At 64.3% G+C, this 26024-nt stretch carries 21 protein-coding genes; 19 read left to right on the top strand and 2 right to left on the bottom strand.

Features of this window, described 5'->3' with window-relative positions; genetic code table 11:
- Window positions 1-27: 27 nt before the first annotated feature.
- The 18 genes from ACB034_RS16810 to mgtE all read left to right on the top strand — a co-directional run bounded on the left by ACB034_RS16810 (window position 28) and on the right by mgtE (window position 22038).
- Window positions 28-1086, top strand: a complete 1059-nt coding sequence (locus ACB034_RS16810) for a UDP-glucose--hexose-1-phosphate uridylyltransferase (protein ID WP_042027262.1) — start codon at window positions 28-30, stop codon at window positions 1084-1086.
- Complete coding sequence (galK, locus tag ACB034_RS16805) at window positions 1083-2231, top strand: galactokinase (protein ID WP_371173305.1); 1149 nt, start codon at window positions 1083-1085, stop codon at window positions 2229-2231. Before ACB034_RS16810 ends, galK begins: the two co-directional genes overlap by 4 nt.
- A complete protein-coding gene (gene galM / locus ACB034_RS16800; RefSeq protein ID WP_371173304.1) occupies window positions 2228-3208 on the top strand; it encodes a galactose-1-epimerase in 981 nt (326 codons plus the stop codon). Before galK ends, galM begins: the two co-directional genes overlap by 4 nt.
- Before the next feature lie 132 nt (window positions 3209-3340).
- Entirely contained in the window at window positions 3341-4156 is an 816-nt protein-coding gene (gene bacA, locus ACB034_RS16795) for an undecaprenyl-diphosphate phosphatase (RefSeq protein WP_201982713.1), read from the top strand.
- A 416-nt stretch (window positions 4157-4572) separates the two neighbouring features.
- The gene (gene argS / locus ACB034_RS16790) at window positions 4573-6318 is read left to right on the top strand and encodes an arginine--tRNA ligase (RefSeq protein ID WP_225633785.1); all 1746 of its coding nucleotides are present in this window, start codon (window positions 4573-4575) and stop codon (window positions 6316-6318) included.
- Between the two features lie 3 nt (window positions 6319-6321).
- The gene (locus tag ACB034_RS16785) at window positions 6322-7134 is read left to right on the top strand and encodes an SPOR domain-containing protein (RefSeq protein ID WP_124238667.1); all 813 of its coding nucleotides are present in this window, start codon (window positions 6322-6324) and stop codon (window positions 7132-7134) included.
- Between the two features lie 176 nt (window positions 7135-7310).
- Window positions 7311-7844, top strand: coding sequence for an ATP-dependent protease subunit HslV (gene hslV / locus ACB034_RS16780; protein ID WP_026458393.1), 534 nt, complete (start codon window positions 7311-7313; stop codon window positions 7842-7844).
- Between the two features lie 60 nt (window positions 7845-7904).
- Window positions 7905-9233 carry an HslU--HslV peptidase ATPase subunit gene (gene hslU / locus ACB034_RS16775; RefSeq protein WP_042070635.1) on the top strand — a complete coding sequence of 443 codons (1329 nt, stop codon included), beginning with the start codon at window positions 7905-7907 and terminating at the stop codon, window positions 9231-9233.
- Window positions 9234-9395: 162 nt separating this feature from the next.
- Entirely contained in the window at window positions 9396-10028 is a 633-nt protein-coding gene (locus ACB034_RS16770) for a TetR/AcrR family transcriptional regulator (protein ID WP_371173303.1), read from the top strand.
- Window positions 10025-10993, top strand: a complete 969-nt coding sequence (gene hlyD, locus ACB034_RS16765) for a secretion protein HlyD (RefSeq protein ID WP_371173302.1) — start codon at window positions 10025-10027, stop codon at window positions 10991-10993. The genes ACB034_RS16770 and hlyD overlap by 4 nt, the downstream gene beginning before the upstream one ends.
- Window positions 10990-12732, top strand: coding sequence for an ATP-binding cassette domain-containing protein (locus ACB034_RS16760; protein WP_371173301.1), 1743 nt, complete (start codon window positions 10990-10992; stop codon window positions 12730-12732). Before hlyD ends, ACB034_RS16760 begins: the two co-directional genes overlap by 4 nt.
- A complete protein-coding gene (locus tag ACB034_RS16755; RefSeq protein ID WP_371173300.1) occupies window positions 12729-13844 on the top strand; it encodes an ABC transporter permease in 1116 nt (371 codons plus the stop codon). Before ACB034_RS16760 ends, ACB034_RS16755 begins: the two co-directional genes overlap by 4 nt.
- A gap of 2 nt (window positions 13845-13846) precedes the next feature.
- On the top strand, window positions 13847-14935 hold the full coding sequence (locus ACB034_RS16750) for an ABC transporter permease (protein ID WP_371173299.1): 1089 nt from the start codon (window positions 13847-13849) through the stop codon (window positions 14933-14935).
- 299 nt (window positions 14936-15234) lie between these two features.
- Window positions 15235-17781: a nitrite reductase large subunit NirB gene (gene nirB, locus ACB034_RS16745; protein WP_371173298.1), complete on the top strand. Its 2547-nt coding sequence runs from the start codon at window positions 15235-15237 to the stop codon at window positions 17779-17781.
- On the top strand, window positions 17781-18098 hold the full coding sequence (gene nirD, locus ACB034_RS16740) for a nitrite reductase small subunit NirD (RefSeq protein WP_005342540.1): 318 nt from the start codon (window positions 17781-17783) through the stop codon (window positions 18096-18098). Before nirB ends, nirD begins: the two co-directional genes overlap by 1 nt.
- A gap of 137 nt (window positions 18099-18235) precedes the next feature.
- Entirely contained in the window at window positions 18236-19048 is an 813-nt protein-coding gene (gene nirC / locus ACB034_RS16735) for a nitrite transporter NirC (RefSeq protein WP_371173297.1), read from the top strand.
- A 12-nt stretch (window positions 19049-19060) separates the two neighbouring features.
- On the top strand, window positions 19061-20467 hold the full coding sequence (gene cysG, locus ACB034_RS16730; protein WP_371173296.1) for a siroheme synthase CysG: 1407 nt from the start codon (window positions 19061-19063) through the stop codon (window positions 20465-20467).
- A 146-nt stretch (window positions 20468-20613) separates the two neighbouring features.
- A complete protein-coding gene (gene mgtE / locus ACB034_RS16725) occupies window positions 20614-22038 on the top strand; it encodes a magnesium transporter (RefSeq protein WP_201942400.1) in 1425 nt (474 codons plus the stop codon).
- 74 nt (window positions 22039-22112) lie between these two features.
- On the opposite strand, the gene ACB034_RS16720 is transcribed toward mgtE, so the two are convergent.
- Both ACB034_RS16720 and lexA read right to left on the bottom strand, forming a co-directional pair.
- Window positions 22113-22409, bottom strand: a complete 297-nt coding sequence (locus tag ACB034_RS16720; RefSeq protein ID WP_371173295.1) for a hypothetical protein — start codon at window positions 22407-22409, stop codon at window positions 22113-22115.
- A 360-nt stretch (window positions 22410-22769) separates the two neighbouring features.
- On the bottom strand, window positions 22770-23393 hold the full coding sequence (lexA, locus tag ACB034_RS16715; RefSeq protein WP_042027239.1) for a transcriptional repressor LexA: 624 nt from the start codon (window positions 23391-23393) through the stop codon (window positions 22770-22772).
- Window positions 23394-23598: 205 nt separating this feature from the next.
- Here lexA and plsB point away from each other — a divergent pair, with 205 nt between their 5' ends.
- On the top strand, window positions 23599-26022 hold the full coding sequence (plsB, locus tag ACB034_RS16710) for a glycerol-3-phosphate 1-O-acyltransferase PlsB (protein ID WP_371173294.1): 2424 nt from the start codon (window positions 23599-23601) through the stop codon (window positions 26020-26022).
- The last annotated feature ends 2 nt before the right edge of the window (window positions 26023-26024 follow it).

Below are 26024 nucleotides of genomic sequence, written 5' to 3'. Positions count from 1 at the left end.
ATTTTCAATACCTTATCAGGAGAGATGATGTTCAACCCCGTCGATCATCCCCATCGCCGCTTCAATCCGCTGACCGGCCAGTATGTGCTGGTCTCTCCCCACAGGGCCAAGCGCCCCTGGCAGGGGCAGGTGGAGAAGGTGAGCCAGGCCCCCCAACAGGCCCACGATCCCGACTGTTTCCTCTGTGCAGGCAACAAGCGGGTCACTGGTGACATCAACCCCGACTATCAGGGCACCTTCGTCTTTACCAACGACTTCGCCGCCCTGATGCAGGACACCCCGGCCGCCGACACCGCCGGCGACCCCTTGCTGAAACTGGAGGCCGCCCGTGGTACCAGCCGGGTCATCTGTTTCTCGCCGGATCATGGCAAGACGCTGCCCGAGCTGCCCCTGCCTGCCATCGAGGGGGTGATCACCACCTGGATGGCGCAGGTCGCCGAGCTGTCAGAGCAGTGGGAATGGGTGCAGGTGTTTGAAAACAAAGGGGCCGTCATGGGCTGCTCCAACCCTCACCCCCATGGCCAGCTGTGGGGCAGTGACTTCCTGCCCAACGAGATCGCCCGCGAGGATCAACATCAACGCGACTGGCTGGCCGAGCACGGTCGCCCCATGCTGCTGGAGTATGTGGAGCGGGAGCTGGCCGACCGATCCCGCATCGTGGTGGAGACCGAGCACTGGCTGGCGGTGGTGCCCTTCTGGGCGGCCTGGCCGTTCGAGACCCTGCTGCTGCCCAAGGTTCATATTCCTTCCATGCTGGATATGACCCCGGCCCAGCAGCAGGATCTGGCGGTAGCGCTCAAGGAACTCACCAGCCGCTACGACAACCTGTTCGAATGCAGCTTCCCCTACTCCATGGGTTGGCACTTCGCGCCGCCCCGCTCGGATTGCCCCGAGGCCTGGCAGTTGCACGCCCACTTCTATCCGCCGCTTTTACGTTCAGCCAGCGTGCGCAAATTTATGGTGGGCTTCGAGATGCTGGCCGAGACCCAGCGCGACCTGACTCCGGAGCAGGCGGCCGAGCGACTGCGCGCCCTCTCTCCCGTTCATTACAACCAGATCACCCCAGCCAATGAGGAAACCCCATGACCCCGAGCCAACGCGTCAGCGCCGTCTTTGCCGAACAGTTTGCCAAAGCGCCCTCCTTGCTGGTACGCGCCCCCGGCCGCGTCAACCTCATCGGCGAACACACCGACTACAACGACGGCTTCGTGCTGCCCTGCGCCATCGACTATGAAACCTGTGTCGCCATCGGCCTGCGGGATGACAACCTGGTGCAGGTGATCGCCGCCGACTACGACAACCAGCGCGATCAGTTCGACCTGAACCAACCCATCGAGCGCCACCCCGGCCAACGCTGGAGCGACTACATCCGCGGCGTGGTGAAATACCTGCAAGAGCGTGGTCATGCCCTGCGCGGCCTCGATCTGGTGGTCTCCGGCAACGTACCCCAGGGGGCCGGGCTCTCCTCTTCCGCCTCATTGGAAGTGGCCATCGGCCAGGCCTTCAAGGAGGCCCAGAGTCTCGCCATCAGCCAGGCCGAGATCGCCCTCAACGGCCAGCAGGCAGAGAACCAGTTCGTCGGCTGCAACTGCGGCATCATGGATCAGATGATCTCTGCCAGTGGCAAGCAGGATCACGCCCTGCTGCTCGACTGCCGCTCGCTGGAAACCCGCCTCATCACCATGCCGGCCGATCTGACGGTGCTGATCGTCAACTCCAACGTACGCCGCGGCCTGGTGGACAGCGAATACAACACTCGCCGCCAGCAGTGTGAAACCGCCGCCCGTCACTACGGGGTCAGGGCGCTGCGCGATCTGGATCTGGCCGCCCTGGAGGCGGGCAAGGCCGGGCTGGATGAGGCCTGTTATCGCCGCGCCCGCCATGTGGTGGGCGAAAATGCGCGCACGCTGGCCGCCGCCGATGCGCTGGAGCGCGGCGAGCTGGTACGTCTCGGCGAGCTGATGGCCCAGTCTCATGCAGCCATGCGCGATGATTTCGAGATCACGGTTCCTCCCATCGACGGCCTGGTGGAACTCATCAAGGCCAGGATCGGCGACGAAGGTGGCGTGCGGATGACCGGAGGCGGCTTTGGCGGCTGCGTGGTCGCCCTGCTGCGCCCGGACAAGGTGGCCAGCGTGATCGCGGCGGTCGATGCCGAGTACCCGGCCCGCTTTGGCCTCAAGGCCGATTGCTATGTCTGCCGGGCCAGTGCCGGAGCAGGCAGGCTATGACGGCCTTCGAACTGGAAAACGAGGAGGGGCTGCGCCTGCGCGGCCTCGACTTCGGAGCCACCCTCACCTCCCTCACCCTGCCGGTCGCGGGGGAGCGACGCGAGGTGTTGCTGGGCTGCGCCGATCAGGCTTACCCCGACCAACAGGTGTGGCTGGGGGCCGTGGCTGGGCGCTTTGCCAACCGCATCGGCGGAGCCGAGCTGGTACGAGGGGGCGAGCGCTGGCCCCTCGATACCAACCAGCCGCCCCACTGCCTGCACGGCGGCAGGGAGGGCTTTCATCGCCGTACCTGGCAGATCAGGGAGCTTGAGGCGGATCGGGTCAGGCTGGCTTTGCTATCAAAGGCGGGGGATCAAGGCTTTCCCGGCAACCTGAGGGTGACCCTGGAGTACCGGCTGGAGCAAAGCGATCTGGTGGTGGAGTTTCGTGCCAGCACAGATGCGCCGACCCCGGTCAGCCTCACCAGCCACGCCTACTTCAATCTGGATGGCAACCGTCCGGACGGCGGCGACGTACTCGGTCACACCATCAGCCTCAATGCCGATCATTTCCTGCCCACCGACCCGAGCGGCCTGCCGCTCACGGTCACGCCGGTGGCAGGCCCCTTCGACCTGCGCCATGAGCGCCCCATCGGCCAGGATTGGCTGAGCCATCCCCAGCAGCGCCAGGCCAAAGGCTACGATCACGCCTTTGTGCTAAATGGCCCCGAGCAGGAGTGGGCGGCCCGGGTGGTTTCCGCAGATCGGCAACTGGCGATGGAGGTCTACACCAACCAGCCTTCGCTGCAGTTCTACACCGGCAACTGGCTGGCCGGCACAGCGGGTCGCGATGGCCAGATTTTGCGGGACCACGACGGCTTCTGTCTGGAGGCACAGCAGTTTCCGGACAGCCCGAATCGTCCCGAACTGGGGGATGTCTGGCTGCTGCCAGGCCAGCAATACCGCCATCAGACCCGCTACCGATTCATCCGCGACTGACTTAAAGGTTTCATCATTTTTACATAGCCACCTTACTGACAATCGAGCAAGATAAGCCGCCCCGGGAGCACTCTCGGGGATTTTTTGCATCAACCCGGCTTTTACATCAACGAAGTAAGGACTTTTTGTTCGATGACTGACACCTATAGCCTGCTGGTCGCCTTTATTCTGGGCGTCGTTGAGGGGCTGACCGAGTTCCTCCCCGTCTCCTCTACCGGCCACATGATCATCGTCGGCCATCTGCTGGGCTTTGAAGGACCCAAGGCTGCCACCTTCGAAGTGGTGATCCAGCTGGGTTCCATCCTGGCGGTAGTCGCCGTCTTCTGGCGCCGTCTGTTTGGCCTCATCGGCATCCACTTCGGCCAGAAGCCCGATCCTGGTCACGCCACTCTGTCGCTGATCCACGTCATCCTCGGCATGTTGCCCGCCATCGTCATCGGTCTGGCTATCCACAGCTGGATCAAGGCCAACCTGTTTGGCCCGGTCACCGTCATGTATGCCCTGGTGGCAGGCGGCATCCTGCTGATCATCGCCGAGAAGTTCCGTCCCGCCGTCACCGCCGACACCCTGGACGACATCAGCTACAAGCAGGCGTTCGGCATTGGCCTGTTCCAGTGTCTGGCCCTCTGGCCAGGCTTCTCCCGCTCCGGCGCCACCATCAGCGGCGGCATGCTGATGGGGATCAGCCGCCACGCGGCGGCCGAGTTCTCCTTCATCATGGCAGTGCCCATGATGATGGCGGCCAGCACGCTGGATCTCTACAAGAGCCGCGACTTCCTCTCCATGGCGGATTTCCCCATGTTCGCGGTTGGCTTCATCACTGCTTTCGTGGTGGCCATGTTTGCCATCAAGACCTTCCTGGCGCTGATCCGTCGCCTCGACTTCATCCCGTTCGCCATCTACCGCTTCGTGGTGGCCTTCGCCGTCTATCTGGTGTTCGTGGCCTGACAACCTGCGCCAGCCAAGTAAAAAGGGACCATATCGGTCCCTTTTTTTGATCTCTACTACCCCTAATCTGACAGTTCCAACCAAAAAGCCTCGAACAAATCCTTCATCTCCGTCACGACCGGGCAGAAGAGCAGGCTGCGCTGATCCTGTCGTCGGAGCAGGGTTGCTCCGTCATGGCAAGGAAAAAACCCTTAACAATCAGGGGAAAATAGCCTGGACAAGCCGCTTCGATATGCAGTAGAAATGGATAAGCACCATATTGCGGTTAATTTTCCGGATATTGGCGCCAAAAACAGTGAATTATCCGCCCGACTGTGAGCGGCGGGTCATCCCTATAGTTTTCTCCGGCCGATGCGGGTAAAATTCACGCCCTTATATATCAGTCATTTTTCGACGCGCAACCTTGGTGGTCAGTTATGAAAGAGCATATTCATCATCTACTTGAACAAACGGTAGCCAATCTCAAGTCAGCGGGCATCCTGCCGGCGGACCTGGAAGCCCGCGTGCAAGTAGACCGATGCAAGGAAAAAGCTCACGGCGACCTGGCCACCAACCTGGCCATGCTGCTGGCCAAACCGGCCCGCAAGAATCCCCGTGAGCTGGCTGCCGCCATCATCGAGCACCTGCCCGCCTCCGATCTGATCGCCAAGGTCGAGATCGCCGGCCCCGGCTTCATCAACTTCTTCTTCGACCCCAGCTGGCTGGCCGGTCAGGTGGAAGCCGTGGTGGCCAGTGCCAATGCCAACGTGAAGCTGCCTGCGCCGCAGACCGTGGTGGTGGACTACTCAGCCCCGAACGTGGCGAAAGAGATGGCGGTGCACCACATCCGCTCCACCGTCCTCGGTGACGTGGCCGCTCGCGCCCTGGAGTTCCTCGGCCATAAAGTGGTTCGTGCCAACCACATCGGTGACTGGGGTACCCAGTTCGGCATGCTGATCGCCTATCTGGAAAAGATGGAGAACGAGCACGCCAGCGACATGCAGCTCAAGGATCTGGAAGCCTTCTACACCCAGGCCAAGCGTCTGTATGACGAAGACGAAGCCTTCGCCGAGCGTGCCCGTAACTACGTGGTCAAGCTGCAAGGCGGTGACGAGTACTGCCGCTCCATGTGGAAGAAGCTGGTCGACATGACCATGGAGCAGAACCAGCGCAACTATGACCGCCTGAATGTCTCCCTGACCGACAAAGACATCATGGGCGAGTCCATGTACAACGACATGCTGCCGGAAATCGTGGCCGACCTGAAAGCCCGCGGGCTGGCGGTCGAAAGCGAAGGGGCCACCGTCGTCTTCCTGGACGAGTTCAAGAACAAGGATGGCGAGCCCATGGGCGTCATCATCCAGAAGAGCGATGGCGGCTTCCTCTACACCACCACCGACATCGCCTGTGCCAAGTACCGTTATGAAACCCTGGGCGCCGACCGTGTCATGTACTTCATCGACTCCCGTCAGCACCAGCACCTGATGCAGGCCTGGACTATCACCCGCAAGGCGGGCTATGTGCCGGACTCCGTGCCCCTCGAGCACCACGCCTTCGGCATGATGCTGGGCAAGGATGGCCGTCCCTACAAGACCCGTTCCGGTGGCACCGTCAAGCTGGTCGACCTGCTGAACGAAGCCGAGGAGCGCGCCGCCGCCCTGCTGGAGAGCCGCAACAGCGATCTCTCCGCCGAGGAGAAGGCCGAGGTGGTGCACGCCATCGCCATGGGTGCGGTCAAGTATGCGGATCTCTCCAAAAACCGCACCACCGACTACATCTTCGACTGGGATCTGATGCTGTCGTTTGAAGGCAACACTGCCCCTTACCTGCAGTACGCCTACACCCGGATCCAGTCCATCTTCCGCAAGGCCGGCATCAATGCCGAGACCCTGACCGGCAAGGTGATCCTGAGCGAAGAGGCGGAAGAGGTGCTGGCCCAGAAGCTGATCCAGTTCTCAGACGCGGTCAACGGCGTGGCGGACAAGGGCATGCCGCACCTGCTCTGTACCTATCTGTACGAGCTGTCCGGCAACTTTATGACCTTCTACGAAGCCTGCCCGATCAACAAGGATGGCGTCGACGAGGCCACTCGCCAGAGCCGTCTGCTGCTGTGCGCCGCCACCGCCAAGGTGCTGAAACTGGGCCTTGGCGTACTGGGCATCCACACCCTGGAGCGCATGTAATAGATGGCAACCCGGGATTATGTCGGCAACCGCCCGCGACGTCGGGCGGGTGGTCGCAACACCAGGAAAGCGGCGCCTCGCCGCTTTCCTGTTATCCCGGCCCTGCTGGCCGGTGCACTGCTGGTAGGTTTTGGCGCCTTCCTCTACATGATCAATGGCAAGGGCAACGATGCCCCCACCATCGAAGAGCAGGTGAAGGCCAACAAGCCCAAGGCCCAGAACAATGGTCTTCCCCAGGAGAAGTGGAGCTACATCGAACGGCTGGAGAACAAGCAGGTCGATGTGATCGAACCGCCGCCCCAACCGGGTGTGCCGCCACCTCCGGCACCGACCGTCACCCTGCAGCCGGATAAATTGCCACAACCGGTACCGACCAATATTCCCCAGCCGGGCACACCGCTCGGCCAGCAACCCTATCCGTCCAACCCGGCCACGGGGGCGCCGGTCGCCAGCGCCCAGGAGCAGGTGATCGACCGCAAGGCCGAGCGGGAACGGATGGAACGCGAGATCCGTGCCGAGCTGGAGCGGGAACGTGCCGAGGCTGCCAAGGCCAAGGCGGCCCAGACTGCCGCCGCCGACAGCGGTCGCTACATGATGCAGTGCGCCGCCCTGCGTTCGCAGGATTCCGCCGAGTCCCTCAAGGCGCGCATCGCCTTCACCGCCGGCCTCTCCTCCAGCCTGCAGGTGATCAACGGTGCCAACGGCACCGTCTACAAGGTGATGGTGGGCCCCTTCAACGGCAAGGCGGCCGCCGATGCGGCCAACCGCAAGCTGCAAAGCTCGGGCATCAGCGGCTGTATTCCCAAGAAAGGGTAAGTGTCTCCTGACAGCGAGGGGCCGGGTTGCAAAACCCGGCCCCTTTTTTTCATGCCTGCCTTGCCCCCAGCCAACTGGCGCCCTGCGACGGGCGGGGTTGAAAAGCCCGGATGCCGTCCCCATCTCTGCTCTCATGCACACTCAGGCCGTTATTCGGCTCAAGCGAGGTAAGTAAAGTGACTACCATAGTTTCAGTTCGCCGCAACGGTCAGGTCGTCATCGGTGGCGATGGCCAGGTTTCTCTTGGCAACACCGTCATGAAGGGCAATGCCCGCAAGGTTCACCGTCTCTATAACGGCAAGGTGCTGGCAGGTTTCGCCGGCGGTACTGCCGATGCCTTCACCCTGCTCGAGCGTTTCGAAGCCAAGCTGCAGGCCCACCAGGGCAACCTGGAACGCGCCGCCGTGGCGCTGGCAAAAGACTGGCGCACCGATCGCGCCCTGCGCCGCCTCGAGGCCCTGCTGGCCGTCGCCGACGAGCACAAATCCTTCATCATCACCGGCAACGGTGACGTGGTACAGCCGGAGCACGATCTCATCGCCATCGGCTCGGGCGGCAACTTCGCCCAGTCTGCTGCCATCGCCCTGCTGGAAAACACCGAGCTGGATGCCAAGACCATTGTCGAGAAGTCCCTCAAGATTGCGGGCGACATCTGCGTCTTCACCAACGGCAACCACACCATCGAAGTGCTGGACTATAGCGACAAGTAAGTCAGCCACCCCATTTTCCAAGGGGCGGGCCCTGCCCGCCCCGGATACAGGAACGCCATCATGTCCGAGATGACCCCGAGAGAAATCGTCCACGAACTGGACCGACACATCATTGGTCAGGCCGACGCCAAGCGCGCGGTGGCCGTGGCCCTGCGCAACCGCTGGCGCCGCATGCAGCTCAATGAAGAGATGCGCCACGAGGTAACCCCGAAGAACATCCTGATGATTGGCCCGACCGGCGTCGGCAAGACCGAGATCGCCCGTCGCCTGGCCAAGCTGGCCAACGCCCCCTTCATCAAGGTCGAAGCGACCAAGTTCACCGAAGTGGGCTATGTGGGCAAGGAAGTGGACAGCATCATCCGCGATCTGACCGATGTCGCCATCAAGCTGGTGCGCGAGACCGAGATGGAGAAGATGAAATACCGCGCCGAAGAGGCCGCCGAAGAGCGCATCCTCGACGCCCTGCTGCCCAACCCGCGCAACACCTGGGGCGAGGAAGAGAAGGCCGACAACTCCAACACCCGCCAGATCTTCCGCAAGAAGCTGCGGGAAGGTCAGCTGGATGACAAGGAGATCGAGCTGGATCTGGCCGCCTCCCCGATGGGCGTCGAGATCATGACCCCGCCGGGCATGGAAGAGATGGCCAACCAGCTGCAGGGGCTGTTCCAGAACCTGGGCCAGAACCAGAAGAAGAAGCGCAAGATCAAGGTCAAAGAGGCCATGAAGGTGCTGATCGAAGAGGAGGCGGCCAAGCTGGTCAACCCGGAAGAGTTGAAGCAAAAGGCCATCGCCGCAGTCGAGAACAACGGCATCGTCTTCCTCGACGAGATCGACAAGATCTGCAAGCGCGGCGAGAGCTCGGGCCCGGATGTCTCCCGTGAAGGGGTCCAGCGCGACCTGCTGCCGCTGGTCGAGGGTTGCACCGTCAACACCAAGCACGGCATGGTCAAGACCGATCACATCCTGTTTGTCGCCTCCGGCGCCTTCCAGATCGCCAAGCCGTCCGACCTGATCCCCGAGCTGCAGGGTCGCCTGCCGATCCGGGTCGAGCTGACCGCGCTGACTACCGAAGATTTCGAGCGGATCCTGACCGAGCCGAACGCCTCCCTGACCGATCAGTACCAGGCGCTGATGGCCACCGAAGGGGTCAAGATCGAGTTCACCAAAGATGGTATCCGCCGTCTGGCCGAAGCGGCCTGGCAGGTCAACGAGCGCACCGAGAACATCGGCGCCCGTCGTCTGCACACAGTGATGGAACGGCTGATGGAAGACATCTCCTACGACGCCTCCGAGAAGTCCGGCCAGACCTTCGTCATCGACACCGACTACGTCAATGCCCACCTCGGCAAGCTGATTGAAGACGAGGATCTGAGCCGCTTTATCCTGTAAGGCCCGCGCCTCACGTTTTCCAAACGCCTCCCTTTGTGGAGGCGTTTTTATTTTCTTGCCCTCCCCATCCCTGCTCAAAAAAAGCGCTTTCCTCTTTTACCACCTTGATTTATACATACGTATAAGAATCATGCAAAATCTGTATACCATGGAGAGGGCACCATGCACCCGACCCGCCAGAAACTGCTCGACACCGGCCTTGAGATTGCCACCGACAAGGGGCTGCGCGGTCTCACGGTGCGCGAGCTGGCGGCCGCCGCCGGGGTAAACCTCGGCTCCTTCGTCTACCACTTCGGCAACCGCGACGCCTTCATCGACGAGCTGGTGGAGCTCTGGTACGCCCCCCTCTTTGATGAGCTCAAGGCGGTGGCCGCCCGCGGCGCCTACCCCGATGCCCTCACCCGGTTCGAGGCCACCATGCAGGCGCTGATCGCCCTGGTGGGGCGCCAGCGCGGCTTCATCAACCACCTGTTCGGCGATGCCCTGGCAGGGGAAGGGGCCGCCCAGCGCTTCCTGCTCAGCCTGCCGCGCCGCCACCCCCTGCTGCTGCTCGAGCAAGTGCAGCGGGCCCAGGCCGAAGGAACGCTGGTGGCGGGCGACCCGGTGCAACTGATGATCTTCATCATGGGGGCGGTTGGCCTGCCCCTGGTGATCGCCGGCGGCGGACGCCAGCTCGGCTGGCTGCCCGAGCAGGCTGCCCCCTTCCTCGCCCACATCGACAACCCCGAGGCCGCCCAGCAGCGGCTGGTCTGGGCCCTGCGCGGCCTGCGCCATCCCCAAGGAGAACCCCTATGAAGCAACGTATCGCGCTTGTGGCCCTCGTACTGGCCCTGATCGGTGGCTATCTCTGGTGGCAGGGACGCCCCGCCGACGGCTCCGTCCTCTACGGCAACGTCGACATCCGCGACGTGAACCTGGCATTTCGGGTCGGCGGCCGGGTCAGCGAGGTGCTGGTGGACGAGGGGGACGCGGTGCAGGCGGGCCAGTTGCTGGCTCGCCTCGACCCGGCGCCGCTCATCCATAACCGCGACAGCGCACGGGCCAATCTGGCCGCGCTCACCGCCGCCAACGCCTTGATGCACAAGGGGTATCGCAGCGAGGAGACGGACCGCGCCCGGGCGTCCCTCAGCGCCGCCGAGGCCGCGGCCCTGGAGGCCGACAAGCAGTGGCGCCGCCAGAGCGCCCTGGCCGCCACCGGCGCCATCTCCCGCGGCCAGCTCGATACCGCCCGCTCCCAGCGGGATCAAACCCGGGCCCAGGTACGCGCCGCCCGCGAGCAGCTGGCCCAGCTCGAGACCGGCTACCGCCCCGAGGAGATCGCCCAGTCCGATGCCCAGCTGGAGGGGGCCAAGGCGGCGCTTGCCAGCGCCGAGCTGGCCCTTGCGGACGCGGCCCTGACCGCCCCGAGCGACGGCATCCTCCTCACCCGCGCGGTGGAGACGGGCAGCATGGTGCAGGCCGGCGCCACCGCCTTCAACCTCTCCCTGACTGCGCCGGTCTGGGTGCGCGCCTACGTCGAGGAGCCCTGGCTCGGTCACTTCCCGAGCGGCGCCAGAGTGCAGCTCACCACCGACTCTCGACCGGATCAGCCCTACCAGGGGGTGGTGGGCTTTGTGTCGCCCAGCGCCGAGTTCACGCCCAAATCGGTGGAGACGCCGGACCTGCGTACCCACCTGGTCTACCGGCTGCGCATCGTGGTGCAGGATCCGGACCCGGCCCTGCGCCAGGGGATGCCGGTCACCGTCAGGCTGGCCCCATGAGCGCCGCCATCCGGCTCGACGGGCTGACCAAGCGCTTTGGCGAGCGCGTGGCGCTGGATGCCATCTCGGCCACTATACCGGGCGGCGGCATCACGGGCCTGGTGGGGCCGGACGGGGCGGGCAAAAGCACCCTGCTGCGCCTGCTCGCCGGCCTGCTGGAGCCGGAGGCCGGGCAGAGCCGAGTGCTCGGGCTCGATCCGGTGCAGGAAGGCGATGCCTTGCGCCAACGCCTCGGCTACATGCCCCAGCAGTTCGGCCTGTATGAAGATCTCAGCGTGCTGGAGAACCTCACCCTCTACGCCGACTTGCGCGGCGTGGTGGAGCCCGAGCGCAGCCCGACGTTTGCCCGGCTGCTCGCCTTCACCGATCTCGCCCGCTTCACCGCCCGCCCGGCGGGCAAGCTGTCGGGGGGGATGAAGCAGAAACTCGGGCTAGCCTGCGCCCTGCTCGGCCAGCCCGAGGTGCTGCTGCTGGACGAACCCAGTGTCGGGGTCGACCCCATCAGCCGCCGCGCCCTGTGGAAGATGGTGCGCGAGCTCGCCCAGGGGGGCATGACGGTGCTCTGGAGCACCGCCTATCTCGATGAAGCTGAGCTGTGCGATCACGTGCTGCTGATGGCGGAGGGCGCGGTACGCACCAGCGGCCCCCCGGCGGATCTGATGGGGGCCATGGCGAGCCGCTGCTGGCTGCTGGAGGCGGGCAACCTGGACGGGCGGGCGCGGCGCGCCCTGCTGCGCCGGGCCCTGGCCCACCCGGCGGTGATGGACGGCGCCGTGGCCGGGGAGCGGGTGCGCCTCTTGCTGCGCCCCGATGCAGCGCCGCCTCCGCTGACTGAGCTGGGGCTCTCCGAGGGGGCCTTCGTGCCGACCCCGGCCCGGCTGGAGGATGCTTTCATCGATCTGCTCGGCGGCGGGCCGGGCGGGGAGTCGAGCCTGGCCGCCACCATGGCCGAGGCCGAGCTGCCGCCGGGAGTCTCCCCCGAGGCGGTGATCGAGGCGCGCCACCTCACCAAACGCTTCGGGGACTTTGCCGCCACCGACGACGTCAGCTTTGCGGTGCGCCGGGGCGAGATCTTCGGCCTGCTCGGCCCCAACGGGGCGGGCAAGTCCACCACCTTCAAGATGGAGTGCGGCCTGCTGCGCCCAAGCGGCGGCCAGGCCCTGGTGACCGGCATCGATCTCGCCCACAGCCCGTCGGCGGCGCGCCAGCGCCTCGGCTACATGGCCCAGAAGTTCTCCCTCTACAAGCAGCTCACCGTGGCCCAGAACCTGTCGTTCTTCGCCGGCATCTACGGCCTGTTCGGCCGCGCCCAGCAGGCGCGCATCGACGCCATGGTGGAGGCCTTCGCCCTCGGGCCCTGGCTCGGTCAGCAGGCCGAAGCCCTGCCCCTCGGGCTGCGCCAGCGCCTCTCGCTCGCCTGCGCCCTGCTGCACGCGCCGCCACTGCTGTTTCTCGACGAGCCCACGTCGGGGGTCGACCCGGTCACCCGGCGCGAGTTCTGGTCCCACATCAACGCCCTGGCCGATCACGGGGTGACCGTGCTGGTCACCACCCACTTCATGGACGAGGCGGAGTATTGCGACCGCATCGCCCTCATCTACCGCGGCAAGCTGCTGGCGCTCGGCACCCCGGACGAGCTCAAGGGGCAGGCGGCGCAGGCAATGCCCGCCACTTCTTTACCCACCATGGAAGAGGCCTTTATCACCCTGGTCGAGCGGGCCAGCGAGGAGGACGCATGAGCATCAGCCGCCGCCGTCTGCTGGCCCTGTGCCGCAAGGAGTCGCTGCAGATCGTGCGCGACCCGAGCAGCATACTGGTCGCCTTCATCATGCCGGTGGTGCTGCTGGTGGTGATGGGGTACGCCATCAACCTGGACGTGGACCACCTGCGCCTCGGGGTGTGGCGCGCCGACGGCGGGGCGCCGGCGATCCGCTTCGAGCAGGCCCTGCGCGGCTCGACCGCGCTGGAGGTGCACGGGGGCACGAGCAAGGAGGCGCTGCTCGGGAGCCTGGAGCGCGGCGAGATCCGGGGGCTGCTGGTGATCGACGAGGGCCTCTCCCGCTCCCTGGCCGGACAGGGGGGCAGCGCGCCGCGCATCGCCCTGCTCACCGACGGCTCCGAGCCCAACACGGCGAACTTCGTCACCAACTATGTGCAGGGGATCTGGCAGGGCTGGCTTCTCACTGAGGGCAAGCCCCAGAGCCAGCCGGTGGAGCTGCGCACCCGTGCCTGGTTCAACCCGGCGCTGGTGAGCCGCAACTTCCTGGTGCCAGGCTCCATTGCCGTCGTGATGACCATCATCGGCGCCCTGCTCACCTCCCTGGTGGTGGCCAGGGAGTGGGAACGCGGCACCATGGAGGCCCTGCTCGCCACCCCGGTGACCAAGGCCGAGCTGCTGCTCTCCAAGCTCATCCCCTACTACGGGCTCGGCATCGTCGCCATGTTCATCTGCCTGCTCTTCTCGGTGGCGGTGATGGGGGTGCCCTGGCGCGGCTCCCTGGCCGTCCTGTTCCTGGTCACCAGCCTGTTTCTCGGCAGCGCCCTGGGGCTCGGGCTGTTTCTCTCCACCGTGATGCGCAGCCAGTTCAACGCCGCCCAGGCGGCCCTGACGGCGGCTTTCCTGCCGGCCATGATGCTCTCGGGCTTCGTGTTCGAGATTGCCAGCATGCCGCCTCTGCTGCGGGCCATCACCCACCTCATTCCGGCCCGCTACTTTGCGAGTTCGCTGCAGACCCTCTATCAGGCGGGCAACGTGCTCTCGATCCTGCTGGTCAACGCCCTCTGCCTGTTGCTGCTGGCCGGGTTCTGGCTGGCCCTCACCGCCCGCAAGACGCGGCGAACCCTGGAGTAACCATGCTGACTCGACTCTGGTGGCTGGTGCGAAAAGAGCTCTCCATCCTGCTGGGCAACACCCAGGGGCGCTTCCTGCTGATCATGCCGGTGCTGCTGCAGACCGCCCTGTTCCCGTTCGCCGCCACCCTGGAGGTGACCGGCAACACGCTGGCCATCTACAACCAGGACGGCGGTGCCGAGAGCCGCGAGCTGCTGGAGCGCCTCACCCATATGCCGGCCTTCACCACAGTGCTGCCGGTGGCAGGCGAGGCCGGGGTGACGGCGGCCATCACAGAGCAGCAGGCCCTGCTGGCGCTGGTCATTCCCGCCGATTTCTCGCGCCGGCTGGCCCGGGGAGAGAGCGCGCCACTGCAGCTCATCGTCGACGGACGCCGCTCTAACGGCGGCCAGGTCGCTGCGGGCTACATCAGCCAGGTGATCGCCCGCTGGCAGAGCGAGGGGCGCGGCGCCCCCGAGCTGCTGGTGCGCCACCTCTACAACCCCAATATCGAGTTTCGCTGGCACGTGCTCCCCTCCCTGGTGGCCATCATCACCACCATCGGCTGCCTCATCGTCACCGCCCTGTCGGTGGCGCGCGAACGGGAAGAGGGCACCTTCGACCAGCTGCTGGTCTCCCCCCTCACCCCGGGCTGGATCATGGCGGGCAAGGCGGTGCCCGGCATCCTGGTGGCGGTGGGGCAGGGCACAATCGTCGCGCTGGCGGCCCGCTTCGTCTACGCGGTGCCCTTTTCCGGCAGCCTGACCCTGCTGCTGGCCGGCATGATCTGCTACGGCCTGGCGCTGGCCGGCATCGGGCTCTTCATCTCGTCGCTCTGTTCGACCCAGCAGCAGGCGTTTCTCGGGGTCTTCTGCTTCATGGTGCCGGCGGTGATCCTCTCGGGGTATGTCTCGCCGGTGGAGAACATGCCGCAAGTGTTCCAGTGGCTCGCCGCCATCGATCCCCTGACCCACTTCATCGTGCTGCTCAAGGGGGTCTTTCTGAAGGGGCTCGGCTGGTCGGCGGCCTGGCCGCTCTTGTGGCCGCTCATCGCCATCGGCGGCGTCAGCCTCTCCTTGGCACTCGCCCTGTTTCGCCGCCATATCGCGTGAGCAGGTCCCACAATCCCGCATTCAGGGGCTTGACGCAAAGCGCCGCCCCTGCCCGTCGAACACAAAATTTTTTATCTTTTTCGTCAGATAGATATCCCCAACACACCCCTTCCAGGCCGTGCCGAACCATGTTCTGAATGCTCCATCCATATACCTATTTATGTATATGATTGAATTTCCTCCAATTACCCCTGACGAGATATATAAATGGACACTTGATTTGCATCAATTGTCCGCTCCCTCCGACTGGGTAGCCTAGCCTCAGAATGTCGTTTTATTACTCCAAACTAGAGGCAATTATGAGCAAAGTCAGACTGGTCGTTGTCGGCAACGGCATGGTGGGGCACCGCTTCATCGAAGAGCTGATCGAACGGGCCGACCCGGGCCGGTACGAGATCACCGTCTTCGGTGCAGAACCCCGTCCCGCCTACGATCGCGTCCATCTCTCCTCCTACTTTTCCCACCACACCAGCGAAGATCTCTCCCTCGTCAAACCCGGTTTCTACGACAAGCACGGCATCCGCCTGCTGCTCGGCGAAGCGGTGAAAAAAATCGACAAAACGGCCCGTGAGGTGCACTCCAACAAGGGCACTGTGGTCGGTTACGACAAACTGGTACTGGCCACCGGCTCCTATCCCTGGGTGCCGCCCATTCAGGGCAGCCAGCACCACGAGTGCTTCGTCTACCGCACCATCGAGGATCTCAAAGCCATCCGCAACGCCGCCAAGAGCGGCAAGAGCGGGGTGGTGATCGGGGGCGGCCTGCTTGGCCTCGAAGCGGCCGGCGCCCTCAAGGCGCTGGGTCTCGAGACCCATGTGGTGGAGTTCGCTCCTGTGCTGATGGCCGAGCAGCTCGACGGCCAGGGCGGCCAGCTGCTGCGCCGCAAGATCGAATCCATGGGCGTGCAGGTACACACCAGCAAGAGCACCAGCGAGATCCTGATGCATGGCGGTGAACAGGCGAAACACCGCCTCGCCTTTGCCGACGGCAGCCAGCTGGAAGTGGACGTGGTGGTCTTCTCTACCGGCATCCGCCCACAAGACACCCTCGGTCGCTACGGCGATCTGGCCATCGCCGAGCGCGGCGGTATCGTCATCGACGATCACTGCCTCACCTCCGACCCTGACATCTATGCCATCGGCGAGTGTGCCGCCTGGCAGGGGCGCTTCTTCGGGCTGGTGGCCCCGGGCTACAAGATGGCCCAGATCACCGTCGACCATCTGCTTGGCGGCGACAGCCGCTTCGAAGGGGCGGACATGAGCGCCAAGCTCAAGCTGCTCGGCGTCTCCGTCGGCTCCATCGGCGATGCCCACGGCCGCACCCCGGGCAGCCACAGCTATGTGTTCCAGGACGACCAGGCCGGCGTCTACAAGAAGATAGTGGTGAGCGAGGACAACAGCCGATTGCTCGGCGCCGTGCTGGTGGGTGACGTGGAGGATTACGGCAACCTGCTGCAGATGATGCTCAACGCCCTGCCGCTGCCGAGCCACCCGGACACCCTGATCCTGCCCGCTTACGCCGGTGCCAAGCCGACCCTGGGGGTGGATGCCCTGCCAGAGAGCGCCCAGATCTGCTCCTGCTTCGACGTCTCCAAGGGCGACATCGCCCAGGCCGTTGCCGAGGGTCACACCACCCTGGCCGCCATCAAGCAGCACACCAAGGCCGGCACCGGCTGCGGCGGCTGCGTGCCGCTCATCAGCCAGGTGCTCAACGCCGAGCTGGTGAAGCAGGGCATCGAGGTCAACAACCACCTCTGCGCCCACTTCCCCCACTCCCGCCAGGAGCTGTTCCATCTGGTCAAGGTGGAGGGGATCAAGAGCTTCGACGAGCTGCTGGCCAGGCACGGCCAGGGTCATGGCTGCGAGGTGTGCAAACCGACCGTCGGCTCCATCCTCGCCTCCTGCTGGAACGAGTACGTGCTGAGCCCGCTCAACACACCTCTGCAAGACACCAACGACATCTTCCTCGGCAACATGCAGAAGGACGGCAGCTACTCCGTCATCCCGCGCATGGCCGGCGGCGAAGTGACCCCGGAAGGGCTGCTGGCAGTGGCCGAAGTGGCCCGCGACTACAAGCTCTACACCAAGATCACCGGCGCCCAGCGCATCGGTCTGTTCGGGGCCCAGAAGGATGATCTGCCCGCCATCTGGCGCAAGCTGCTGGCTGCCGGCTTCGAGACCGGTCAGGCCTACGCCAAGGCGCTGCGCATGGCCAAGACCTGTGTCGGCAGCACCTGGTGCCGCTTCGGCGTGCAGGACAGCGTCGGCCTCGGGGTCTTCCTCGAGAACCGCTACAAGGGCATTCGCACCCCCCACAAGATGAAGTTCGGCGTCTCCGGCTGCACCCGCGAATGTGCGGAAGCGCAGGGCAAGGACGTCGGCATCATCGCCACCGACGCGGGCTGGAACCTTTATGTGGGCGGCAACGGCGGCATGAAGCCGCGCCACGCCGATCTGCTGGCGTCTGACCTTGACCGCGAGACGTTAGTCCGGTTGATAGACCGTTTTATGATGTTCTACGTTATGAGCGCCGACAAACTGCAGCGCACCTCGGTCTGGCTCGGCAATCTGGAAGGGGGCGTCGACTACCTGCGCGAAGTGATCGTCGACGACAAGCTGGGGCTGGCCGAGACGCTGGAGCGCGATATCCAACGCCTTATCGACAGCTACGAGTGCGAATGGTCGCGCACCCTCAATGAAGAGGAGGCTCTCAAACGCTTCAGCCACTTCATCAACAGCGACAAGCGCGACCCGGACGTTCAGTTCGTTGCCGAGCGTGACCAGCACCGACCGGCGACCCCGGCCGAGCGCATCCCCGTCTACCAGATCGAGGTGGAGACAAAATGATGAAATTAGCCTGCCAACTCAACGACATCCTGCCGGGCACCGGCGTCTGCGCACTTATTGAAGGTCGCCAGATCGCCCTGTTCCGCCCAAGTGCTGCGGCCGAGGTGTTCGCCATCGACAACCGGGATCCCTTCTTCGCCGCCAACGTGCTGTCACGGGGCCTTATCTGCGAACACGACGGCGAGCTCTGGGTGGCCAGCCCCCTCAAGAAGCAGCGCTTTCGCCTGAGCGATGGCCATTGTTTCGATAACCCGGCGATGTCGGTACAGAGCTATCCCGTCGAAGTGCGCGATCAGCAAATCTGGGTCGCTGTCTGATGTCGACAACCCCCAGATCTATGTCGGTGCAGGGCTACCCCGTTGAAGTGCGCGACCAGCAGGTCTGGGTCGCCGTCTAAAGCCGATTTCACTCTCTTTCGGGCTGCCTGAGGGCAGCCCTTTCAAGGACTCAAAAGATGTACACGGAAACGATCAACAAGTGCGCCGCCAACGCGGCCCGCATCAACCGCTTCGAGCGCAGCGACAAGCTTGGCTTCTGGCTCAGCTCCGCCATGGCGGGGGCCTATGTGGGCCTGGGCATCATCCTCATCTTCACCCTGGGCAACCTGGTGGATCCCACCATCCGTCCGCTGGTGATGGGGGCCACCTTCGGCATCGCCCTGACCCTGGTCATCATCGCCGGCTCCGAGCTCTACACCGGCCACACCATGTTCCTCACCTTCGGGGTGAAGACCGGCAAGATCGCCATGTCTGACCTGCTGCGCATCCTGCCCCAGACCTGGGCGGGCAACCTGATTGGCTCCATCATCGTGGCGCTGATCTACTCCTACGGCGGCAGCCTGCTGCCGGACGCGGGCAGCCTGGCCCACAAGGTGGCGCTGGCCAAGACCCAGGCACCGGCGCTGACCCTGTTAATGAAGGGGATCCTCTGCAACTGGCTGGTCTGCCTCGCCATCTGGATGGCGCTGCGCACCGAAGGGGCCGCCCGCTTCATCGCCATCTGGTGGTGCCTGCTGGCCTTTATCGCCTCCGGCTACGAGCACTCCATCGCCAACATGACCCTGTTCGCCCTCTCCTGGTTCGGTGCCCATTCCGACGCCTACACCCTGGGCGGCATCGGCCACAACCTGCTGTGGGTGACCCTGGGCAACACCGTCTCCGGCGCCCTCTTTATGGGCCTCGGCTACTGGTATGCCACCCCCAAGGCTGAGCGCCCGGTCGCGGTGAGCGAGACCACCAACACTGCCAGCCAGACCCAAACCGCCTGATCAGGAGGCCCCATGGACTACTTGCCCATCTTTTGCCGACTCGACAACAAACCCGTGCTGCTGGTCGGCGGCGGCGAGGTAGCGGAGCGCAAGGCGCGCCTGCTGCTGGATGCCGGTGCCCAGCTCACAGTCGTGGCTCCCGAGCTAGACCCCGAGCTGGCGGAACTGGCTGCCAACGGCAGCATCGAGTGGCTGGCCGGTGAATTCGCGCCGCAGCAACTGGCGGGCAAGTGGCTGGTGGTGGCCGCCACCGATCGACGCGAGGTGAACGCCCTGGTCTACCAGAGCGCGAATCAGGCGCGGATCTTTGCCAACGTGGTGGACGACCCCAAGCGCTCCAGCTTCATCATGCCGTCCATCATCGACCGCTCACCGCTGATGGTGGCCATCTCCTCCGGCGGCAAAGCGCCGGTACTGGCCCGGCTGCTGCGGGAGAAGCTCGAAGCCATGCTGCCCCAGCACCTGGGCGCCGTGGCGGCCTTTGCCGGCAGCCTGCGGGATCGGGTCAAGACGCGCTTCGCCAGCATGGGGGAGCGGCGCCGCTTCTGGGAACGGCTGCTCGGGGCGGATCGGCTCGGGCAGGCGCTGGCTCGGGGGGATAGAGCCTCTGCCCACCAGCTGGCCGACAACCTGTTTGCCGATGAAAGCCAGACCGGTGGCGAGGTGGTGCTGGTGGGGGCAGGCCCCGGCGATCCGGGTCTTCTCACCCTGCACGCCCTGCGTCAGATGCAGCAGGCCGACGTGGTGGTCTATGACCGGCTGGTCTCCGACGAGGTGATGGCGCTGGTGCGCCGGGATGCCAAGCGCATCTTCGTCGGCAAGCAGGCGGGCAACCACTGCGTGCCGCAGGAGGGGATCAACCAGCTCCTGCTGGAGGAGGCGAAGAAGGGGCAGCGGGTAGTACGGCTGAAGGGGGGTGACCCCTTTATCTTCGGCCGTGGCGGCGAGGAGCTGGAGACGCTGGTCGGCAGCGGTATCGGTTTTCAGGTGGTGCCGGGGATCACGGCGGCCAGCGGCTGCGCCGCCTACGCCGGCATTCCGCTGACCCACCGGGATCACGCCCAGAGCGTGCGCTTCGTCACCGCCCACGGCAAGGGGGGGGCACAGGATCTCGACTGGCCATTGCTGGCAAAAGACAGGCAGACCCTGGTGTTCTACATGGGGCTTTCATCCTGCGCCACCATCCGCGAGCAGCTGCTGGCCCACGGCAAGGGGGGCGACACCCCGGTGGCGCTGATCGAGCGCGGCACCCAGCCGAGCCAGCGGGTCATTCGCGGCACCCTGGATCAGCTGCACGAGCTGGCGATCGGAGTGGAGAGCCCGGCCCTTATCATGGTGGGCTCGGTGGTAACCCTGGCCGATCAGCTCGCCTGGTTTGGACAAGACCAACAAGCCCTCTCCCGCCAGGCCCTCGCCTGAGCGGTTTTGGCATGTGAGTCATGAGGCCACCGCAAGGTGGCCTCATTTTTATCCAGCCATCACCGAATCCCGGTCATAACCTGTTGTTTTAAGTCTGGTATCCTATGGGCATTCGGCCTATCGGCCACCAGCTCAGGAATTTTTTCATGTCTCTGCCCCTCAAAAACAGCGCCAAGCAGCGCGCGGAAGACAGATCCCGCATTCTCACCCTGCTGCTGGGCGACGATGCCCTCACCGACAGCCTGATCGACCCCCAGCTTGAACAGGATGCGGGTCAGCGCGACCAGACCAGCCAGCTGAGCGGGCTGGTCAACGGCCTGCCCGCCGCCGACATCGCCGATGCGCTGGAATCCCTGCCTCCCGATGAACGCCACGCCCTCTGGCATCTGGTGAGCGAAGACAAACGCGGCCAGGTGCTGGTCGAGGCATCGGAGACGGTGTGGGAGAGCCTCATCAGCGGCATGAGCGACCGCGAGCTGCTGCATGCCCTGCGCTCCCTCGACATCGACGATCAGATCTATCTGGGCCAGTACCTGCCGCGCAACCTGATGGGGCGGCTGCTCACCTCCATGGCCCCCGCCGATCGGGATCGGGTGCGCGAAGTGATCCGCTACGGCAAGCACACGGTCGGCGCCATGATGGACTTCGAGCTCATCACGGTGCGCCCCGACGTGAGCCTCGCAACGGTGCAGCGCTTCTTGCGGCTGCGGGGCAAGATCCCCGCCAACACCGACAAGCTGTTTGTCATCGACAGGCGAAACCACCTGCTCGGCGAACTGGCCCTCACCACTGTACTGCTGCACAAACCCGCCACCTTAGTAAGCGAGGTGATGGAGCAGGATCCCATCACCTTCGATCCCGAAGACAACGACGAGGCGGCGGCCCGTACCTTCGAACGGGATGACCTGCTTTCTGCCGCCGTGGTGGATGCCAAGGGCAAGCTGATGGGCCGCCTCACCGTCGAGGAGATCGTGGATGTGGTCTATGAGGAGAGCGACACCGATCTGCGCCGCATGGGGGGGATCAGCGAGGAGGAGGATGTGTTCGCACCGGTCGCCAAGGCGGTGAAGACCCGCTGGGCCTGGCTCGCACTCAACCTCTGCACGGCTTTCGTGGCGTCGCGGGTCATCGGCCTGTTCGAGCACACCATCTCGCAACTGGTGGCGCTGGCGGCCCTGATGCCCATCGTCGCCGGGATCGGCGGCAACACAGGCAACCAGACCATCACCATGATAGTGCGGGCGCTGGCGCTGCAGCACATTCAAGCGGGCAACCTCTCCTTCCTGCTGCTGCGAGAGCTGGGGGTAGCCTTTATCAACGGTCTGGTATGGGGCGGCATCATGGGGGTCGTCACCTTCCTGCTCTATCAGGATGCGGCGCTGGGCGCCGTGATGACCCTCGCCATGGTGCTGAACCTGCTAGTGGCGGCGCTGATGGGGGTCATCATCCCCATGACCATGAGCCGGCTGGGTCGCGATCCGGCGGTGGGGGCCAGCGTGATGATCACCGCCATCACCGACACCGGTGGCTTCTTCATCTTTCTGGGGCTGGCCACCCTGTTCCTGCTGTAAACAAGAAGGGAGCCGCTGGCTCCCTTCTTCGTCATGCTCATCCTGAATACTCGATCTGCTACGACAAGCTCTGCTCAGGGTCTGGCGTTGCGCCCCTGCTGCCACCCCTTGCCGAGGGCACGACCGATGGGCACCACCGGGGCCAGCCGGACGCTGTCGACAGCCTGGGCACCATGACCCCGCTTGAACAACAGCACCAGGCGCACCACTTTATCCTTCGGGCAGCCGAGCCAGAGCGCCCAGTGCGGCCCCTTGTGATGAAGCCAGAGTCCGTAAAACCAGGTCATCCGGTTTCCCTTGATAAAACGGGTGATGGAGGATTCAGGTGCCGGTACGCAGCGCTTCGAATCCCATGGCGTGTTCGATGCCATATGCCACTCCTCCTTGACTGACAGGTCATTCAGGTACGTCGACTCATCCCCTGGCAACGTCCTGCCTTGCTTCGAGTGAGATCAGGATGACCCTGGCCTATTGCCGGCCGGCCCTGCGACACTCCCCTTCTATCCCGTGAAGGTCTGTTTGCGGTTGTCATTGTGCGGCGCTCGCCCCGTGGGGCGGAGCAGCCAGACCCTGGCGGTCTGGCCCTGATCTGAGCATATATCCGAAACGGGCGGTTTGCGGGCTGGCGCGGGAGACAAAAAGGGTGAGGTTCAGGATCTGCTTGAATTGGCAGGAAAGAGGCGCAGAAACGACACGGCCTCCCGAAGGAGGCCGTGTGGCGAGAGAAGAGATTACATCCAGTCGGCATTGCGGATAACCCCGACCGCCAGCCCCTCGATGGTAAGATGCTGGCTGGCGAGATCCACTTCGATGGGGGAGAGCTCTTCGTTCTCCGGCAGCAGCCACACCTGACTGCCCTTGCGCTGGAAGCGTTTGACGGTGACATCCTCGTCAAGCCGCGCCACCACCACCTGGCCGTTGCGCACCTCCTGGGTCTTATGCACCGCCAGCAGGTCGCCATCCAGAATGCCGATATTCTTCATGCTCATCCCTTGCACCCGCAGCAGGAAGTCGGCGCGCGGGTGGAACAGGGCGGGATCCACCTGATAGTGGCTCTCGATATGCTCCTGGGCCAGGATGGGTTCACCGGCAGCCACCTTGCCGATCAGCGGCAGGCCGCTCTCTTCCAGCGCCTCTTCCTCTTCGAGCAGCAGACGGATGCCGCGGGACGTGCCCGGCATGATCTCGATGACCCCTTTTTTGGCCAGGGCCTTCAGATGTTCCTCGGCCGCATTGGCCGACTTGAAACCAAGCTTCTGGGCAATCTCGGCGCGAGTCGGCGGCATACCGGTCTCGTTCATGTTCACCTTGATCAGCTCCAGCACTTCGGCCTGGCGGGGGGTAAGGGGTTTCATAGAATTGGCACCTGTCTTTTTATACAGCACACTGGCAGTATATACAGTGCAGTGGCCAAGGCAAGGCGCAGCTGACATTTGTCGCGACCAACCGGCAATTTCACCCTGTTTTGATCCCGCACGACTGAACTCATCGTACCTCTCGGCGACAAGGGGCCGGTGATTTGCTATGCTCACGCCGCATTTTTTTGGAGAGCAGACGCACATGTCCCCAGGACAGAAGATTTCCAGAGCCATCTTGCAATGGCCGGTCAGCGGCTTGGTCAATCACAAAAGCCTGCCGGAAAATCCCATCACAGAACTCAAGCTGGATCCGGCCAGACCCATCGTCTACGCCCTGAAAACCAGCTCGATCACCGACCTGATGACCCTGCAGCAGTGCTGCGAGGATCTCGGTCTGCCCGGCCCTTTCACGCCGCTGGAACTGAACGGCCAGCTGCTGCCGCGCTATGTCTGCCTGGATCGTCCGCCTCCCCTCTTCGGCAAGCGCAGCAAGCCGCTCCCCTTCCTGCAGGAGTTCCACCAGCTGCTGGATCTGCACAAACAGGATCCGGCGCTGGATATCCAGGTAGTGCCCGTCACCCTGTTCTGGGGCCGTGCCCCGGGCCGGGAGGGAGAAGAGGCCTCCGGCCTCAACATCATCAGCAGTCTGGCGCCGAACCGGCTGAAGAAGGCGCTCATCGTGATCCTCAAGGGTCGCGAAAACCTGGTGCGCTTCTCCCCGCCCCTCTCCCTGCGCTATATGGCGGACAAACACGGTACCGACGAGGCCATCGCCCACAAGCTGGCGCGGGTCGCCCGTACCCACTTCAGCCGCCAGCAGCTGGCGGCCACCGGACCGAAACTGCCCAACCGCAACCTGCTGTTCAAACAACTGCTGGATTCGAGCGTGATCCAGCAGGCCATCGCCGAAGAGGCAGAGCGGGAGAACATCAGCCTGGAGAAGGCGCAGAAACGCGCCCACGGCTACATGGACGAGATCGCCTCCGACTTCTCCTACCGGCTGATCCGCCTCGGCGAGAGCTTCCTCGGCTGGCTGTGGAACAAGCTCTATCGTGGCCTGTCGGTCAACGGCGCCGAAAAGGTGCGCCAGCTGGCTCAGGAAGGGCACGAGATCGTCTATGTGCCCTGCCATCGCAGCCACATGGACTACCTGCTGCTCTCCTATGTCATCTATCACCAGGGGATGGTGCCGCCCCATATCGCGGCGGGCATCAACCTCAACTTCTGGCCGGCGGGCCCCATCTTCCGCCACGGCGGTGCCTTCTTCATCCGCCGCACCTTCAAGGGCAACCCGCTCTACAGCACGGTGTTTCGCGAGTACCTGAACCTGCTGTTCGCCAAGGGCTACTCGGTGGAGTTCTTCACCGAGGGTGGCCGTTCGCGCACCGGTCGCCTGCTGCCGCCCAAGACCGGCATGCTGGCGATGACCCTGCAGGCCATGATGCGCGGGCTTGACCGCCCGGTCACCCTGGTACCCGTCTACCTCGGCTACGAGCACGTGATGGAGGTGAACACCTACCACAACGAGCTCAAGGGCAGCCGCAAGGAGAAGGAGAGCTTCCTGCAGGTACTCGGCATCCTGCGCAAGCTGCGCAACTACGGCCGCGGCTTCGTCAACTTCGGCGAGCCGCTGACCCTCAACAGCTACCTGAGCGAGCATATTCCGGGCTGGAAGGATCATATCGGGGAAGAGGAACGCCCGGAGTGGATGGCCGGCACGGTCAATACCCTGGCCGATCTGCTGATGACCCGCATCAACGGCGCCGCCGCCGTCAACGGCCTGACCCTGAGCGCCCTGGCGCTGCTGGCCGCCGAGCGCCACGCCCTGACCCGTGACGAGTTGCAGGCCCAGCTCAACACCTATCTGGACCTGCTCAAGGCGGTGCCCTACAGTGCCCAGAGCACCATCCCGGACGAGGATGCCGGCACCCTGCTGGATCAGGCACTGGAACTCAACAAGTTCGAGGTGAGCGAGGACAAGCTGGGCCAGATCATCAGCCTGGATCGCTACCAGGCGATCCTGCTGACCTACTACCGCAACAATATCCTCCACCTGTTTGCCATGCCCTCCCTGGTGGCGGCACTGATCGATCGCTGCGAGGGGATCAGCCGCGGCGAGATCATCGCCCGCTGCGTCGACATCTACCCGCTGCTCAAGACCGAGCTGTTCCTGCGTTACGAAGAGGAGGAGCTGCCGGAGCTTATTGATGCCCTGCTGGCCGAGCTGCAGCGTCAGCAGCTGATCGAGGCGCGCGACGGCGGCTTCTGGGTCAACCCGGGCAACCAGATGCGCCTGCTGCTGCTGGCCGAGAGCATCCAGGAGACCCTGCAGCGCTACGCCATCGTGCTGACCCGGGTGCTGGCCCAACCCTACATAGAGGCAGAGCAGCTGGAGGCAGACGGCCTGATGATGGCGGAGCGCCTCGGCACCCTGCACGGCATCAACGCCCCCGAGTTCTTCGACCAGAAGCTGTTCAGCACCCTGATCCACACCCTGCGCAAGGAGGGTTACCTCTCCGCCGAGAGCAAACCGGATCTGGGCCGCTTCCAGGCGCTGGCGGACAACATAGTGCCGCTCCTGAGCACCAAGATCCGCCGCACCATCCGGGCCGGCAACCAGCGCTGATC

It is taken from the genome of Aeromonas sp. S18(2024), assembly GCF_041402525.1.
In the GTDB taxonomy this organism is placed as follows: Bacteria; Pseudomonadota; Gammaproteobacteria; order Enterobacterales; family Aeromonadaceae; genus Aeromonas; species Aeromonas enteropelogenes.
The sequence above is the reverse complement of the archived record's forward strand: the minus strand, read 5'-3'. Positions and strand labels throughout refer to the sequence as shown.